The organism is Kamptonema sp. PCC 6506 (genome assembly GCF_000180455.1).
GTDB lineage: Bacteria > Cyanobacteriota > Cyanobacteriia > Cyanobacteriales > Microcoleaceae > Kamptonema > Kamptonema formosum.
Genome location: NZ_CACA01000003.1, coordinates 1 through 16,270, shown reverse-complemented (window position 1 = coordinate 16,270; position 16,270 = coordinate 1). Strand labels below are relative to the sequence as shown.

The window sequence follows — 16,270 nt, the reverse complement described above, 5'->3', positions numbered from 1 at the left end:
TGGAAGGCACAAGCCAGAAGGCACAAGCACGGGCTAAGGCGGAAGGCACAAGCACAGGCTAAGACGGAAAGCAGAAAGGAACATTAGTTATTTATAAGGGTAAAAGGCTTTAATTATCTATAACGCCAGAAGGAAAATGCAATAAAAGCAATGGTTGGAGCAATTAAGAAGATTTTCCTGACCTTGGCGGTTGCTTTAAAACCTAGATCTAGCCGAGATAACGCGATCGCGCCCTTTAGCCTTGGCGCGGTAGAGAGCCACGTCTGCTGCTTGGATCGCTTCCGCACCAGTTTTACCATGCTCTGGAAAACAAGCTACCCCCAAAGAAACAGTAATCACGTCAAGAGACTGACCGTTATATTTTACATTTAACTGCTTCACACCTTGGCGCAGTTGTTCAGCACGTTGGTAAGCATCTTCCAAGCTACTCTCTGGCAAAACCAGGACAAACTCCTCACCTCCGTAACGGCAAACAATTTCTGAATTGTGGACGCACCTTTGCAAAAATAGGCTCAATTCTTGCAGGACAAGATCGCCTGCATCGTGACCAAAAGTGTCGTTAAAACGCTTAAAGTAGTCAATGTCGAGCATAATAATGCCCAAAGATTGCTGCGCTTGCGTGGAGCGCTCGATCTCCCTTGTCAGGAACTCCTTCAAGTAACGGCGGTTAAAAAGACCAGTTACCGGGTCGCGAATGCACTGATCGTGCAGTAAGTTTTCCAGAAAGTCGCCGTGTTCCCTCATTGTTTCTAAAATCATTTCCATGTCAGCCTTGTCTGTACTGACAGTTACCTGAACAGACTGAAGTTCTGCTTGAGCCTCCTTCATCGCCGCTTGTGCCCGTTCGCGTTCTGCAATTTCGGCTTGCAGTTGTTGATGGGATTCATGCAGTAAAACTTCTACAGCATCAGCGCGGGCACAGGTTGCCTCCAGCAAAATATCCAACTGCATCTTTTCGGCTTTGATCTCTTGGAGTTCCTGGCGCAGTTGTTCTATTTCCAGAAGCAGATATTCTCTGGATGGTGGTTCTTTTGACCTGTCTTCCAGTCTTTGTGCATTGACAAAAATACTCTGATGCCGAAAGCCTGTACTAGCCATACGCCCTCTCAAACTTTCTATTTTAATTCCAGCTCCAAGGTAGGCATCAGACGTAGTAGATTCCGCAAAGACTTTCCTTGCCAGGGGATTGACTGAGAACCTTTAATCTGCATCTGAACGTTTCCTTTCTGACGCACCTTGATCGCAAACTTCGACAACATACTGATCCCAGAACTGTTGAGAAATTCTAGTTCCTGCAAGTTCAGCACAATTTTGGGTGGTTCTGAGTCAGCAACATCGTTGAGCAACTGTACCACAGGCGCGTACTCTTCCATGCCGCTGAGCCGGAGAGCGCCTTGTAAAATAATCGTTGCAGTTGCTTTATCGTAACATATACGGTAATCTTCGGTCTTGATCTCCATCCGTTTAAAGTTCCTTGTAAATTTAGAGGTAGCTTAAGTAGCCTATACTGTTAGCTGCACCATTGTGGTTACGGCAATAACTTCTGGGTCTTTTTGGACAGTCTCGAACTTCCAACCCAGCTTAGCTTCATAGTCGTTGATCATAGTCAGTAAGCCTAAACCAGAAGCGGTACAGTTTTCGTCAGCAGCATTTTTTTCTAACTGGTAAATGTATAGCTCATTTGGATCTGATGTAGTTAACTCCTGAATGTAAGCCTGAAATTTATCAACGGCTTGGGGAGGGATGCTGTTAGTCATTAGAAATGCTACTCTACCACTTTCTAGGTGGAGGCGAATACTGATCGGATACTGGCAGGTTTCGTCGTTAAATTTCATGGCATTTTCTAGCAATTCATTGGCAACATAACTGATAGCACTTTTGACCTGCACTTGCTTCTCGATACTAGCAGGTTCCTGTTCGTTTCCGGGAAAGAAAGTTGCTAAATAATCGGCAAGAAAATCAGCAGATAAACCATTATTTCGCCATCGCTGTTTTAGGGGAAACGAACTGGGAGAAAATCCGATGATCAAGTATTCTTGTGTGAAAGGCGGCTCCTCGAAGTCGCCAAATATCTGAATCATAGTTGCTAAATCCGAATTGTGCTGCTTATTTTTGCTTACGTACCACCAAAGTGATGTCATAATAGACCTTATATTGCCCGATATGTTGTCGTAGGTCATCAATTACAACATATCTGATTTCAATAGCCACGCGGCAAGTTGTGTTTGATTGCCTCAATTAGCTACTTGACGTTGTACGGGGCCTCATTAAGATTTTCAGCTTCGATAATGCCATCAGTGAAGATTACTCCCACATCCCCTGCCTTTAAGAACACTTTAACTTTTTCACCGAAATAGGCAATACTTCCAGCTCGATGGGAAAGCCTAAGTCTATGGTACCAATATTTAAAATCTTAAACTGAACGTCAGTTGACGCTCTCAGAAAGCCTCAGCTAGCAACACCTACATCCCTTAACACCAAAGACTGATTCGATCCCTCCCCTGAATATAGAGGATATTCGGTCGTGCAGAGTATATTTTAGCTTAGTACCCTTCTCAACTCGATCGCAGTTGCAATTGAGATACTAATCAACAATGGCATTGAGTAGCACGTCAGTCAAGGACATATCTTCCATGTGTTCTAAGGTGACGGTGTTGCAGATGTCAAATTTAGCGCCAGCACTCTGCAATTGATCGTCCAAGATTTTGAAAAATTCTGTTGCTGTTTGATTGGAGCCTACTTGAATTAGTGAAATTGCGAGTTCTTCATCTCGCTCTAACTGATTTGAGGCATCAATAATTATCTGCTTTACTGATTGAGGATTGTTGACTTCACCGGATGTGACTACTATAATTGTTTCTCCGTTAGCTTTGGCGCGTTCTGTAGCTCGACGCTCAAAGTAGTTATCTGTAGCATCTTTTAGAGCTGGGGCTAGCTTGGTTTTGCCAGATGGCTGATTTTCTTGGAATATCTGGGCAACTTTACTAGCAGTGGTGCTGTCGTAACGTTTAAAATCATCTGCGAATAGGTAAAGGGTGATGCCATCAGGATCGAATTGTTCGCATTGAGCTGCTAGTGCTAAGGCGGACTCCTGCATGACATCCCAGCGACTTTTACCGTCTGCTTGGTCTGAGATGGACATACTTTGGCTTTTATCTACGATCAGGGTATAGTCGCGATCGCGCAAAGCTGCGCCGCCTTCGAGTAAAGCGTCCATCTGTTAATCTCCAATGATGATGTTTGATATTTAAGCTATCAGTTATTGGAGTAGTTTGGAGGATAAAATTTGTGATGAAAATTTGATTTGTGGCAACGAGGGGGGTAGAGGTGGTTACAGTTATACCCCGATCTGGCTTAACCCCCTTTGTTGGACATGATCGTCTCAGTTAAGTAGAAGCTAAAAGTTAGAGGGGTTTTAGTTATCTAGGAGAGCAGGAATAATGCTGATACAGGGAGCTTTTTAGCCATTAGTATTTTACTCTAAATTATAAAAATTTACGGATCTTTATTTACGATTGCGGAACCAAATAGTAAGGTGGTGAAGTCTAAAGCTGTGTACATTGTGTGAGTTGTGTGCTTTCTGAGTGCGGCGTAATGCGGAGGCTGGCTATGAAAAAAAATCCCCAACATCCCTGGAAAAATGCTGAAAAACAACCTGAAAAGCAGCCTAGTCCGTTTTTCTTAGCTTTGCTATTGACGGGAATTCTAGCTTTAGAAATGTATCCAGTGTTTATACAGACAGCAAATGCTGATGCTGGCAATTTACCGTCCTCATATCCACAGTCGGAAGAGAAAAATGAGTTAGGGCAAAATGAATTTCAGGCTCCGCTGGTGATGCCAAAAGCAAGCGATCGCGGACTTTTACCCCGTGTAATTTTAGTAAGTGCTAAGCGATCGCCGGAAAACCCGGAAGTAAATAAATTAAATTTAATGTCTGTAGACCCTGAGTTGGCGCAAGCTGGGCAAAATGGTGCTAATCAATTGCCGGCGCAAGTTGCGAGTGCTGTTCGTCAAGATTTGTCCAAGGAAACTGGGATTGCTGCGGGACGACTGAAAATTACGGAATTCAGCCGCCAAACTTGGCCGAATACTTGTTTGGGACTGCCTAAAAATGATGAATTGTGCGGTCAAATGATGGTGGAAGGTTGGCGAGTTGTGCTGTCTGACGGCCGCCAAACTTGGGTTTATCGTAGCGATCGCACAGGAAAAGTTTTGCGTAGAGAAAATCAAGCTAGTTCGCTTCAACCTGTGAAGATTCCGACTGCACAATTACCGCCGCCTTTGACAAAAGGTATGGTGTTTCGGGCGATCGCCAGTGGTGGTTTTACGGGCCGCACTTATGAAACAGTGCTGATGGAGGATGGCACTTTGATGCGCGTACTGGCGGGGCCGGAAAATGCCAATGATTCTGGCCGTCAGGTTTTCAGGGTTTCCATGCAGCAGGTGAAACAGTTTCAGGAGTTGCTCAAACGGCAGCAATTAGCTCGTTTTAATCAATTGAATTATCCAGCGCCAACGGGGGCGGCTGATTTTATTACCGTCACTTTTACGAGTACGGCGGGTACAACTCAATACGCGGATATTGTTCGCGATCGCTTACCGAAACCTTTGCAGGATACAATTGAAGCTTGGACTCGAATTACTCGTGTTACTCAAGTTTAATTGGTAATGGGTAATGGGTAATGGGTAATGGGTAATGGGTAATTGCTAATTGCTAATTGCTATAGCAATCCTAAATCATTTGTGAATTTCTTACTCCCTCCCCTTAGCAAGGGGAGGGTTGGGGTGGGGTAAAAAATTTACGATTCATTTAGGATTGCTATATAATGGTTGTTGAACATTTTTGATAGTGAAAGATAGAGCAAATTGCAGGTTGATAAAGTACAACCCAGAAACCGGGTTTCTTTATAGTTCTCCCTTACAAATCGGTTTTTACACAAGAAACCCGGCTTCTCTGTACTTCACTTACCAGCAAAATTGTGCTAAAAATCAATAACTATAGGACTTATGCAAAACTATCTGTAACGCCCTGCCATCCTGCGATCGTGCGTAAGTCCTGAACTAACAACTAAGTAGGTGGACATAAATAAATGCTATAAATTGTAAGGTGGGCGCTCGCCGACAAATATTTATAGCTATGAAAAACATCTCTTGAGGCGGCGAGCGCCCACCCTACGTTTAATTATACCTGACCACTTAACAACTAACTCTTAACAAAATGGATATAATTGAAATACTAAAAGAAGATTACAAGAAATTTCCCGCCGCTCAAACCTATAGCATTTATGCAGAAAAAGTTTACTTTCAAGACCCGATGAATCGATTTAAAGGCATAGATCGCTACCAACAAATGATCGGGTTTATGAGTACGTTTTTTAAGGACATAAAACTAGATTTACACAACATTTCGCAGGTCGGAGATCGCATAGAAACACGCTGGACATTAAGCTGGACTGTTCCCGTACCCTGGCAGCCAAGAATTGCGGTTCCAGGTTGGAGCGAACTCAAGCTTAACACCGAGGGCCTGATTAGCTCTCACATCGACTACTGGAACTGTTCCCGCCTTGACGTACTCAAACAACTCCTGTTTCCCGTAAAAACCCGCTAAAGTAAAATTATGTAAAGAATTCTCAGACGGGGTTAACAATTCATGCGCTTAATTTTGATGACGGGGAAAGGCGGAGTCGGCAAAACCTCAGTGGCGGCTGCTACTGGCCTCCGCTGCGCCGAATTGGGATACAAAACCTTAGTGTTGAGCACTGACCCGGCTCACTCTTTAGCAGATAGCTTTGATATGGATCTCGGCCACGAAGCACGACTGGTACAGCCGAACTTGTGGGGAGCTGAACTCGATGCTTTGATGGAATTAGAGGGAAATTGGGGAGCCGTCAAGCGCTACATTACTCAAGTTTTGCAAGCGCGGGGTCTTGATGGCATCCAGGCTGAAGAATTAGCGATTTTGCCAGGAATGGATGAGATTTTTGGCTTAGTCCGCATGAAAAGGCATTACGATGAAGGCGAATTTGATGTTTTAATTATCGATTCGGCTCCTACTGGTACGGCTTTGCGACTATTAAGTTTGCCAGAGGTTGGCGGCTGGTACATGAGAAAATTTTACAAACCGTTGCAAGGTCTTTCTGTTGCACTCAGACCTTTAGTTGAACCAATTTTTAGACCAATTGCGGGTTTTTCTTTGCCGAATAAAGAAGTGATGGATGCACCTTATGAGTTTTACGAACAGATTGAAGCTTTGGAAAAGGTTTTAACTGATAATACTCAAACTTCAGTGAGATTAGTTACCAACCCCGAAAAGATGGTAATTAAAGAATCATTGCGAGCTCACGCTTATTTGAGTTTGTACAATGTAGCAACAGACATGGTAGTAGCAAATCGGATTATTCCCGATGAAGTAACAGACCCATTTTTTAAGCGGTGGAAGGAGAATCAGCAGCAATATCGGCAGGAGATTCACGATAATTTTATGCCGTTACCTGTGAAGGAAGTACCGCTTTATTCTGAGGAAATGTGCGGTTTGGCGGCTTTGCATCGGTTGAAGGAAACGCTTTATGGTGATGAAGATCCGAGCCAAGTTTATTACAAGGAAAATACAGTAAGAATTGTTCAGGATCAGAATCAATATAGTTTGGAACTGTATTTACCGGGAATTGCCAAGGATCAAATTAAGTTGAGTAAGTCAGCGGATGAGTTGAATATTACGATTGGCAATCATCGGCGGAATTTGGTATTGCCGCAAGCCTTAGCAGCGTTACAGCCTGCTGGTGCTAAGATGGAGGATGATTATTTGAAGATTCGGTTTGCTTAGAGGTTTTGGGTTGAGGAGATATGCTCTGATAGGTGCGATCTCCTCATATTTTTTTATAGGATCTTGGCAGTTGCTATAGAATTAATAGTTTGGATGAATAAAGTCAAAAAAAACAGAAATTCCAAGCGCGATCGCACTTGGAACTCGCAACTTTTAATTTTATAAGAAATACCCTGAAAACCCTGCGACTTTAGTCCAGGGATGAAAGGGCGAGGGAGACTTTAGTCTCCCAGTTAGATATTTCTAAATATAGTACAATTAATCAAAGGAGGTTGAAATTAATGTATGCAGTGCAAAAAGATGTTTGGCATTTAAAGGGACTTGACAAAACCATTGTCGAGCAAATCTTAAGATGGTCAAATAATCTGTTTAATGTCGGCACTTACGAAAGTCGGCAACAGTACTTCAAAGACCAAGGTGCAATTAAATACCCAGACCTGTACAAAATTGCCAAACCCAACGAGAATTACGGTTTACTTTACTCGCAAGTGGCTCAACAATCCCTCAAATCTGTTGCTGAATCCTTTAGCTCTTTCCGAGCCTTAGAAAGGTTAGCCAAGAAAGGAGAACTTAATCAAAAACCGAGATTGCCCAAGTACAGAACCAAGGGAGCAATGTACCAAGTTTCATACCCTGGGCAAGCCTTGAAAGTAGTCGGTAATCGGGTGAGATTACCTCTGGGAACTAAAGGGAAAGAACACTTTGGGACAGATGCTCTCTGGGTGACTTTACCGGAACGCTTGAAAGATTGCCAGATTAAAGAACTTCGACTAATCCCTAGAAATGGCAAGGTTTGGGTCGAATTTGTACACGAAAGTCTAACCAAACAAGCCCCTAGCTGTAGCTTGGAAGTAACGGGAATTTTAGGTATCGATCATGGCATCAATAACTGGTTAACTTGCACTTCTAGTAATGGCAAGCCATTTATTATTGATGGTCACAAATTGAAGTCTTGGAACCAATGGTTGAACAAGGAAAAAGCACGGGTACAATCAGTACACGATCAATGTAAGCTACCTAAAGGTTTTTCGTCTCATAGACTGCAACAGTTGTCAGAAACTCGCGCCAGAAGGATGAGAGATGCCGTCAATAAAGCAGTTAGAACCATCATAGATTATTGTGAAGATCGCCAAATTAACGTCCTAGTCTTTGGTTGGAATAAAGGACAGAAACAAGAAGTCAATATGGGAGGTAAGACTAACCAGAACTTTGTCCAAATACCGACAGCTAAAGTTAAAGATAGGCTCAGGCAAGAGTGTGACTTAAGGGGTTGGCGATTTGTAGAGCAAGACGAATCTTACACATCAAAAGCCAGCTTCTTAGACCGAGATTTACTGCCAGTGAAAGTTGGTGAAAAACCCGACAATTGGCAACCGTCTGGTAAAAGAATTAAACGAGGTCTTTACCGTTCTAGCACTGGGTTGTTAATCAATGCCGATGTTAATGGCGCGGCAAATATCATCCGAAAATCAAAAGTAGCCATAGACTCAATTATTATTGAGCGAGTGAGTAGTGGGTTGTTGACAAACCCTTTAAGAATTAAACTTTGGCGGGATTCATCCCCCAAAGTTTCTCCTTAAGAATCCCCGTGTCTTTAGACCGGGGAGTGTCAAAGACTGTAACAATGCGGATGAAAGGACTTGAACCTTCACTCCTTTCGGAACCAGAACCTAAATCTGGCGCGTCTGCCAATTCCGCCACATCCGCGTTAAGCCAAAAACAATCATAACACAGAAAACAGAAAAGGGGGTAAAGAAAAATAAAAATTCCTCAAACCCCCACCACATAATCATTTCCCACCTAAAGCCTTCCAAGTGGCCTCATCGACAGTGCCATCCACTTTTAAATTATTAGTGGCTTGAAAGTCCTTGACAGCGGTCAAAGTCCGCGCCCCAAAAATCCCGTCAATCGGCCCTGGATCGTAACCTTGCATTTCCAAACGCACCTGTAGCGTCTTTACCTTAGAACCCGCTGCGCCCTTCGCCAATACCTTACTACTCTCAGGAATCTGCTTTTGGGCTAAAACCATCGGCTCATCCTTTAAAGCATCCCACGTTGTGCGATCGACAATCCCATCAGCCTTTAATCCCTTCGACTGCTGAAACGCGCTGACAGCCGAGACAGTCCGCGATCCAAAGTCGCTATCGATCGCCCCGACATTAAAACCATGAGCTTGCAAACGCTTCTGTATGGCGGCTACTTCAGCACCTTTAGCACCTTTCGATACAGTCTTTTCCTTTTTCGGGGGTTCCTGCAAACCTTGATAAAAAGGCTTATTAAACAGTTCGCGTTCAGAATTTCCCTCCCCAAAAACGGGTTTGACCTGAGCACCAGGAGTAAATAATCCGCTTTCCTCCAACTGTTCAGTCAGAGATTTAGTGCGATCGCCCGCGATCGCACTCCTGGTTAACCCCGGAACCAAAAACGCCAGTAAACTCAGAATTACAACAGTAGCTACACGCATAAAATATTCCTCTTAGTAAAGTTTGGCTGTTCTAAACTTCCCAGTGGGATTTTACCATCCGGGAACTTTTCAACAAAGATTAAAGATGGATCGTGGGCGATCGCTCTCAGGGGACAAACCCCACACGATTGCCCATTACCCACTTACCCAATTTTAGTCTGACTCCTGAGTTTTGCTATTGGCAATCCTTCAAAAAGAATAAAAATCTCCATATTTTTGCCGAATGTATCCTATAAAAGGTTTAATAGTTAATGCTGAACCTGTAACGCGCTCCATCAGTTCGGCGGCGCTGTATTTGCGCCCGTGCTGATAGATATTTTTTTTAAGCCAGTTGTGGAGTAAACTAAAGTTTCCTTGTTCAATTTCAACGGCAATTTCGGGATCGAATTTAAGGGCAGCTTCGTAAAATTGAGCGCTCATCAAATTGCCGAGGGCGTAACCTTGGAACATTCCCCCAATTGTCCCCACATACCAGTGGACATCCTGCATGACTCCAATGCTATCGCTGGCAGGAACTAAACCCAGATCTCTTCTATAGCATTCATTCCAAGCTTCGGGGAGGTCGCGGACTGCGATCTTGCCTTCTAGCAGTGCTAATTCCAAATCAAAGCGGATCATCACGTGCAGGTTATAGGTTACTTCGTCAGCATCAGTGCGGATCGGCGTGCAAGCTACCTTATTAATCGCTTGATAAAATGTATTGATAGAAACTTGACCTAATTGCCTCAAGAATACGCCTTGTAACTGCGGATAGAAACACTCCCAAAAGCCACGACTGTGACCGACTAAATTTTCCCATAACCGGGACTGACTTTCGTGAACGCCGGAAGAAATACCACCGGCCAGAGGCGTGCTTTCAAATTCAGGAGAATTGCCCAATTCATAAAGGGCGTGTCCCATTTCATGGATCGTGCTAAAAAGTGCTTGAGCGAGGTTATTTTCATAGACGCGGGTAGTAATTCGCACGTCGTCTATAGAAAAGTTGGTCATAAAGGGGTGCAGAGTTTTATCTTGCCGTCCTCGCTTAAAATCGAAACCAATACGCTCGATGATTGTGCGGCAGAATTCTAACTGCTGACTTTCGGGAAAATCTTGGTGTAAACAGGAGTCGTCGGCGGAAGGTTGGGAAGCGATCGCGTCTACAATTGGGATTAATTCCTGACGTAATTCGGCAAACAAGGGCCGGAGGTTGGCAACTGTCATTCCGCAGTCGCTTAAGTCGATCAGGGGATCGGCAATATGTTCGTTATTAGGGAAAAAGTCGCTATATTCTTGACTTAATTCTAAAGTTTTTTCCAGATAGGGTTCTACGGCGGCGAAATTGTTGTCGGCCTTAGCTTTTGCCCAAGCTTCGTAGCAGGCGGCTTGGTGGCGGGAGAATTGGGCCATGAACTCTGAGGGGACTCGCACGGCGCGATCGTAGTCTTTGCGGGCTATGCGGATCAGACTGGCTGCGGTAGAGTCGTAGGGGAGGCTGGCTTCGCAGGGGCGCAAATCTTCTAGCAGTTGTCCGATCGCGGGATCGATGAATTTTTCGTGGCTAATTTGTTTGAGGGTAGCCAGTTGGCGGCCTCTAGCACTGGCCCCGGCAATTGGCATATAGGTTGCCTGATCCCAGTGCAGCACGGCTGCGGCTGATTCGATGTCACTAATTTCGCTCAGGCGGGTTTTGAGAAGAGCGAATTTTGCTTCGGTTTTGTCCAGTGCGTGCATGATTTGGGGGTACGGGTGCTCAGTAATGCCGATTGTATTGGTGGCATTCTATTTCAATTAGCTTTATTTTGAGTTAAAGCGACAAAGCGCACATCTTTCTGTATTTTCTGAAACTTTGAGTCAGTTTTGCAGAGTTTGCGATATTTTTTAGGATTGAGTGCGATCGCGCGTTGGAGGTTTTCCATCGCTAGGTCGGTGTTGTTTTGTTGGCAGTACAGGCCTGCTTTGTGATAAAGTGTGGCGGCATCGTCGGGTTTGATTTCTAGAACTTTATCATAGGAGGCGATCGCGTCTTCTATGCGCTCTAATTTGCTTAGGGCTATGCCTCGATTGTACCAAGCTTCGCGGTTATCTGGGTGGAATTCTAAGCTTTTGTCCCAAGAAGCGATCGCTGCTGCAAATTTCTCTAAGCTAGCTAGTGCTAAACCGCGATTGTACCAAGCTTCGTGATAGTCGGGTTTTAATTCTACGGCTCGATCCCAAGAGGCGATCGCGACATCTAATTGTCCTGACTGGACTAAAGCTGTTCCCCTTTTGTTCCAAACTTCCCAGGCATTGGGCTTGAGTGCTAAAGTTTTGTCATAGGAGGCGATCGCTTCTGCAAATTCGCCACTATTTGCCAATGCAATCCCGCGATTGTACCATGCTTGATGCAAGTTTGGTCTAATTTCTAGGGCTCGATTGTAGGAAGCGATCGCTTCTGCAAATTTTCCTAAACTTTTCAAGGCCATGCCTCGGTTGTACCAGGCTTCGTAGTAATCTGGCCTAATTGCTAAAGCTTTGTCATAGTCTGCGATCGCCTCTTCGTTCCGTTCTAGATTGACGAAAGTATTGCCGCGATTTGACCATGCCTCATGATATTCCGGTCTAATCTGTAAAGCTTTGTCGTAGTCAGCGATCGCTTCTTCAAATCGCTCCAAACTTCTCAGAGCATTAGCTCGATTGTACCAAGCTTCAGCATTCTCTGGTTTGATTTCTAGACTTTTGTCATAGTCAGCGATCGCCTCTTGATTGCATCCGAGCTTTCTGTAGGCTACGCCGCGATTGTACCATGCCTCATGAAAGTCAGGATTAAGTTTGACAGCTTGAGTCCAAGACGCGATCGCCTCTTGGAAGCGTCCTAATTGTACCAGAGCATTACCCTGGTCATAACAGGCTTGAGGATTTTGGGGTGTGATTTCTACGGCTTTATTCCCAGAAGCGATCGGCTTTTCTATACTAGCTAATTTTTCCAAAGTATTTGACCTCTGTAGAATCATATTACCTCATCATTACTTTATTATTCACCTTTTCTACCATTTTTACTTACTACCCCCCACTGGTCAGGTTTCTCACCCCCTGGGTTCTAGCAAAAGTCCGCAAAAATTGTTAGTTGTTGAGGATGATTATCCTATTGGTAATTGGTAATTGTTAATTGGTAATTGTTAATTGCTAATTGCTAATTGCTAATTGCTAATTGCTAATTGGTAATTGCTAATTGCTAATTGCTAATTGCTAATTGCTAATTGGTACCTTCCCCATCTTCCCTTCTTCCCCTCTCTACCTCTTTCCCTAGTCCTGAGCATCGTAGCCCCTAGCCCCTTCTTTGCTAATTGGTAATTGCACCTTCTACTGCCATTATTCCCTTAACCCTCTCTCTCGCAAGAGAGTATCTGCCCAAATAACATCCTCATCTGACAGGGGCGGTACAAGATCGCCATTATAATCTATAGTAAAATCATATCCAGCTCGGTCATATATTATATTTAACACAGCTTGCAAATCTACAATTGGCTCCTCATCTTCCGAACGTAAAGGCAAAGGAAAAGTAGGAATTGCATCAGGCAAATTAAACAAATATAAATCCGCCATCGGACGTTGATTTCCCCGACTCACCAGAATTCGATAACTAGCTTCAATATCATTATTAAAAACAGGAAGAGGTTCCCAACCACGCAATAAATCAATCTCCACCAAATGGGTGCGACTTCCGAACACCTTTTCCCGCTTCTCCTCATACATTTCCCGCCCTTTCCCTGGTCGTTTATTCGCAGGTGAAAGTACCTCAATTACTGTCACCACTTCCTTAGTTGCTAAATCTATAACCTCTAAATAACTTTCTCTAATCTCTTCAGGCATAGGTACTGCTACCTTCAATGGTGTAGCAGTTGGGGCGAGTAGGGCGACATTAGAATTAATCGGGTTAGTTTGCGTTTGTCTGCGTTGTATAGAGACATCGGGAATTCCGACCAATAAAGAGTTTTCACCATTTATTTCATAAATCCGCTTCTCAATAGCGACGCGATATTTGGGTAGTAGTTGGGGAACTAAAGCGTCAGCAATTGCTACATTTAAGCGATTATGTACCTCTGGCCAAAAATCAATACTTTCTAAATAGGGATTCATACCTGGGAATGGATTAGGCATAGATTTAACTCCTGTTAATTGACTTACTTCTATTAGACTCTCAATCCTTTTTCTCGCAATAAACTATCTGCCCAAATAGTATCTAATTCTGACAACGACGGCACAACTTCACTATTATAATCTATTCTAAAATCATAAGCGGCGCGGTCATAAACTCCATTGAGTAAAGCTTGTAAATCTACAATAGGTTCTACATCACCTGAACGTAAAGGTAACGGAAATGAAGAAATTGGATTGGCTAAATTAAAAAGATATAAATCCGCCATCGGGCGTTGATTTCCCCGACTGACCAAAATTCGATAATTAGCCTCGATATCGTTACCAAAAACTGGAAGAGGTTGCCAATTACGTAGTAAATCAATCTCAACTAAATGGGTGCGAGTTGCAATTATTTTCTCCCGCTTTTCCTCATACATTTCGCGTCCTTTGCCACGTCTTTTATTGGCGGGTGAAAGCACCTCGATTACTGTCACAACTTCCTTGGTGGCTATATCTATTACTGGTAAATAGCCTTCCCTAAATTCTATAGGCATAGGCACTCTCACTCTTAAAGATTTAGCAGGGGGTGCTGCAACGGCGACATTAGAATTCGTAGAGTTTGTTTGATTTGACGAAGGTTGGACAATGACATCAGGAATACCTACTAACAGAGACTCTTCTCCGTTAATTTCATAAATTCGCTTTTCAATATCAACTCTATATTTTGGAAGCAATTTCGGGACTAAAGACTCCAAAATCATACTAATCAGCAAGTGATGTACTTGAGCCCATAAATCAGTATTTTCTAAGTATGGATTCATCCCTGGAAACGGATTAGGCATAGATTTAACTCCTATTTATTCATTGGTAATGAAGTGAAAAGTAGAGTGAGTTAACCCACTCTACTTACTATTTTCTAAAAATTGCTGAAACTCAAAATCGCCGACTTCAATCTATTAATTACCTCATCAACAGCAATCATTCCCAACTCCCCAGAAGCACGAGTGCGAATACTCAAACTATTTGACTCAACCTCCTTTGCACCCACAATACCCATCACCGGAATTTTATCCTTCTCAGCATTGCGAATTAACTTACCCAAACGCTCGCTACTCACATCCGCCTCAGCGCGAATTCCCAATATCCGCATCTTCGCCGCTACCTCTTGAGCAAAAGGTAAAAAGTCATTACTAACTGGTAACAAACGAACCTGAATTGGTGCTAACCACACCGGGAAATCACCCGCATATTCCTCAATTAAAATGCCAATTAACCGTTCCAAAGAACCAAAAGGAGCGCGATGAATCATTACTGGACGTTTGCGAGTTCCGTCCTCAGCGACATATTCCAAATCGAAACGTTCAGGTAAATTGTAATCTACCTGGACAGTTCCTAATTGCCACTCGCGGTCAAGCGCATCGCTGAAAATAAAATCGAGTTTGGGGCCATAAAAAGCCGCTTCCCCAATTCCTTCAAAATAATTCATTCCCAAGGTTTCCACAGCGCGACGAATTGCCCCTTGAGATTGCTCCCAAACTTCATCGGAACCCATGTATTTATCGGAAGTTGGATCGCGGAAACTCAGTCTAGCTTTAAAGTTCTTTAATTGCAGACTTTTGAATACTGATAGGATTAAATCCACCACGCTCAAAAATTCAGCATCCAACTGTTCCGGCGTGACAAATAAGTGGGAATCATCAACAGTAAATCCGCGAACTCTGGTTAATCCTCCTAATTCTCCCGATTGTTCGTAGCGGTAAACAGTACCGAATTCTGCTAACCGCATGGGCAATTCCCGATAAGAACGTAATTCGCTCTTATATATTTGAATGTGGAAAGGACAATTCATCGGTTTAAGAACAAAACCTTGTTCTGCTTTTGCCGATTCTTCATCCTCTGCCATCATCGGAAACATATCTTCCTTATATTTCTGCCAGTGACCAGAGGTTTTGAATAAATCTACTCTGCCAATGTGAGGAGTGACGACGGGTAAATAGCCGCGTTTAACCTGTTCTTGTTTGAGGAAATCTTCTAAAATACTCCGCAAAATTGTGCCTTTGGGTGTCCACAAAGGCAAGCCTGGCCCGACGACATCGGCAAAAATAAACAATCCTAATTCTTTGCCTAGTTTACGATGATCGCGCCTGAGTGCTTCTTCTTTTCGGCGCTGATATTCTTGTAATTGTTCGGGATTTTCCCAAGCAGTTCCGTAGATGCGTTGCAACTGAGCTTTGGTTTCATCTCCGCGCCAATAAGCACCGGCAACGCTTTCTAATTCAATGGCTTTTGGGTTTAGTTCGCTGGTATTTTCTAAGTGGGGGCCGGCACATAAATCCCACCATTCATCACCCAAATGGTAGATGGTAATCGGTTCTGTTAGACCTTCTAAAATTTCCAGTTTGTAAGGCTCGTTAATTTCTTTAATTCGGCGTTCGGCTTCTTCCCGGCTGACTTCTTCCCGAATTAGAGGCAATTTACGATTGATGATTTTGATCATCTCTTTTTTGATGGATTTCAAATCTTTTTCTGTAAATGCCTCTGGGATGTCAAAGTCATAGTAAAATCCGTTTTCAATCCAAGGGCCGATTGTTACTAGGGCTTTGGGAAATAGCTTTTGCACCGCCATTGCCATGACGTGAGAGGTGGTGTGGCGAATTTTTTTCAGGGGTTCTGACTCGCTGGTGCGAGGAAGGTGGATTTTAGCGGGCTGTTCGGGTGCGGAAAGGGATTCTGGGCTAGACATCGGCTGCTGAACCATTGGAGGATTACTACAAATTGGGACTTAACATTTGGTTGTACTGTTTCTATCTTAACTAGAGAAGGTGAGCAGGGGGAGCGGGGGAAGGAAGGGGCGGGGGAGCAGGGGAGCAGGGGAGCGGGGGAGA

The 16,270-nt window shown here is 43.7% G+C and carries 14 protein-coding genes and 1 tRNA gene; 4 read left to right on the top strand and 11 right to left on the bottom strand.

Features of this window, described 5'->3' with window-relative positions; genetic code table 11:
* Positions 1-195 precede the first annotated feature (195 nt).
* From OSCI_RS00390 to OSCI_RS00375, 4 genes are all read right to left on the bottom strand, one after another.
* The gene (locus OSCI_RS00390; protein ID WP_007352850.1) at positions 196-1,098 is read right to left on the bottom strand and encodes a GGDEF domain-containing protein; all 903 of its coding nucleotides are present in this window, start codon (positions 1,096-1,098) and stop codon (positions 196-198) included.
* 17 nt (positions 1,099-1,115) lie between these two features.
* Positions 1,116-1,460: a slr1659 superfamily regulator gene (locus OSCI_RS00385; RefSeq protein WP_007352849.1), complete on the bottom strand. Its 345-nt coding sequence runs from the start codon at positions 1,458-1,460 to the stop codon at positions 1,116-1,118.
* A gap of 42 nt (positions 1,461-1,502) precedes the next feature.
* Positions 1,503-2,081: a DUF6272 family protein gene (locus OSCI_RS00380; RefSeq protein WP_019487469.1), complete on the bottom strand. Its 579-nt coding sequence runs from the start codon at positions 2,079-2,081 to the stop codon at positions 1,503-1,505.
* A gap of 503 nt (positions 2,082-2,584) precedes the next feature.
* Entirely contained in the window at positions 2,585-3,217 is a 633-nt protein-coding gene (locus OSCI_RS00375) for a VWA domain-containing protein (protein WP_007352847.1), read from the bottom strand.
* Positions 3,218-3,609: 392 nt separating this feature from the next.
* Here OSCI_RS00375 and OSCI_RS00370 point away from each other — a divergent pair, with 392 nt between their 5' ends.
* The 4 genes from OSCI_RS00370 (at position 3,610) to OSCI_RS00355 (ending at position 8,403) form a co-directional block, all read left to right on the top strand.
* Complete coding sequence (locus OSCI_RS00370; RefSeq protein ID WP_007352846.1) at positions 3,610-4,662, top strand: hypothetical protein; 1,053 nt, start codon at positions 3,610-3,612, stop codon at positions 4,660-4,662.
* A gap of 556 nt (positions 4,663-5,218) precedes the next feature.
* Positions 5,219-5,608 carry a DUF2358 domain-containing protein gene (locus OSCI_RS00365; protein ID WP_007352845.1) on the top strand — a complete coding sequence of 130 codons (390 nt, stop codon included), beginning with the start codon at positions 5,219-5,221 and terminating at the stop codon, positions 5,606-5,608.
* A gap of 42 nt (positions 5,609-5,650) precedes the next feature.
* The gene (locus OSCI_RS00360) at positions 5,651-6,823 is read left to right on the top strand and encodes a TRC40/GET3/ArsA family transport-energizing ATPase (RefSeq protein ID WP_007352843.1); all 1,173 of its coding nucleotides are present in this window, start codon (positions 5,651-5,653) and stop codon (positions 6,821-6,823) included.
* A 281-nt stretch (positions 6,824-7,104) separates the two neighbouring features.
* Positions 7,105-8,403 carry an RNA-guided endonuclease InsQ/TnpB family protein gene (locus OSCI_RS00355; RefSeq protein ID WP_007352842.1) on the top strand — a complete coding sequence of 433 codons (1,299 nt, stop codon included), beginning with the start codon at positions 7,105-7,107 and terminating at the stop codon, positions 8,401-8,403.
* A 45-nt stretch (positions 8,404-8,448) separates the two neighbouring features.
* Here OSCI_RS00355 and OSCI_RS00350 read toward each other — a convergent pair.
* The 7 genes from OSCI_RS00350 to thrS all read right to left on the bottom strand — a co-directional run bounded on the left by OSCI_RS00350 (position 8,449) and on the right by thrS (position 16,128).
* Positions 8,449-8,530 (bottom strand) — tRNA-Leu (locus OSCI_RS00350).
* 82 nt (positions 8,531-8,612) lie between these two features.
* On the bottom strand, positions 8,613-9,287 hold the full coding sequence (locus OSCI_RS00345) for a peptidoglycan-binding domain-containing protein (protein ID WP_007352841.1): 675 nt from the start codon (positions 9,285-9,287) through the stop codon (positions 8,613-8,615).
* Between the two features lie 189 nt (positions 9,288-9,476).
* Positions 9,477-11,000 (bottom strand): carboxypeptidase M32, encoded by a 1,524-nt coding sequence (locus OSCI_RS00340; protein ID WP_007352840.1) that lies wholly within the window; start codon positions 10,998-11,000, stop codon positions 9,477-9,479.
* 53 nt (positions 11,001-11,053) lie between these two features.
* The gene (locus OSCI_RS00335; protein ID WP_039961410.1) at positions 11,054-12,235 is read right to left on the bottom strand and encodes a tetratricopeptide repeat protein; all 1,182 of its coding nucleotides are present in this window, start codon (positions 12,233-12,235) and stop codon (positions 11,054-11,056) included.
* A 382-nt stretch (positions 12,236-12,617) separates the two neighbouring features.
* Positions 12,618-13,406, bottom strand: a complete 789-nt coding sequence (locus OSCI_RS00330) for a DUF4058 family protein (RefSeq protein ID WP_007352838.1) — start codon at positions 13,404-13,406, stop codon at positions 12,618-12,620.
* 32 nt (positions 13,407-13,438) lie between these two features.
* Positions 13,439-14,227, bottom strand: a complete 789-nt coding sequence (locus OSCI_RS00325) for a DUF4058 family protein (RefSeq protein ID WP_007352837.1) — start codon at positions 14,225-14,227, stop codon at positions 13,439-13,441.
* A gap of 74 nt (positions 14,228-14,301) precedes the next feature.
* Positions 14,302-16,128, bottom strand: a complete 1,827-nt coding sequence (thrS, locus tag OSCI_RS00320; RefSeq protein ID WP_007352836.1) for a threonine--tRNA ligase — start codon at positions 16,126-16,128, stop codon at positions 14,302-14,304.
* Positions 16,129-16,270 lie beyond the last annotated feature (142 nt).

Coding starts and splice junctions, on each gene's coding strand:
- OSCI_RS00380 (WP_019487469.1), bottom strand. CDS start 2,081: ATGATTCAGATATTTGGCGACTTCGAGGAGCCGCCTTTCACACAAGAA.
- OSCI_RS00355 (WP_007352842.1), top strand. CDS start 7,105: ATGTATGCAGTGCAAAAAGATGTTTGGCATTTAAAGGGACTTGACAAA.
- OSCI_RS00390 (WP_007352850.1), bottom strand. CDS start 1,098: ATGGCTAGTACAGGCTTTCGGCATCAGAGTATTTTTGTCAATGCACAA.
- OSCI_RS00345 (WP_007352841.1), bottom strand. CDS start 9,287: ATGCGTGTAGCTACTGTTGTAATTCTGAGTTTACTGGCGTTTTTGGTT.
- OSCI_RS00375 (WP_007352847.1), bottom strand. CDS start 3,217: ATGGACGCTTTACTCGAAGGCGGCGCAGCTTTGCGCGATCGCGACTAT.
- OSCI_RS00360 (WP_007352843.1), top strand. CDS start 5,651: ATGCGCTTAATTTTGATGACGGGGAAAGGCGGAGTCGGCAAAACCTCA.
- OSCI_RS00365 (WP_007352845.1), top strand. CDS start 5,219: ATGGATATAATTGAAATACTAAAAGAAGATTACAAGAAATTTCCCGCC.
- OSCI_RS00370 (WP_007352846.1), top strand. CDS start 3,610: ATGAAAAAAAATCCCCAACATCCCTGGAAAAATGCTGAAAAACAACCT.
- thrS (WP_007352836.1), bottom strand. CDS start 16,128: ATGTCTAGCCCAGAATCCCTTTCCGCACCCGAACAGCCCGCTAAAATC.
- OSCI_RS00325 (WP_007352837.1), bottom strand. CDS start 14,227: ATGCCTAATCCGTTTCCAGGGATGAATCCATACTTAGAAAATACTGAT.
- OSCI_RS00340 (WP_007352840.1), bottom strand. CDS start 11,000: ATGCACGCACTGGACAAAACCGAAGCAAAATTCGCTCTTCTCAAAACC.
- OSCI_RS00330 (WP_007352838.1), bottom strand. CDS start 13,406: ATGCCTAATCCATTCCCAGGTATGAATCCCTATTTAGAAAGTATTGAT.
- OSCI_RS00385 (WP_007352849.1), bottom strand. CDS start 1,460: ATGGAGATCAAGACCGAAGATTACCGTATATGTTACGATAAAGCAACT.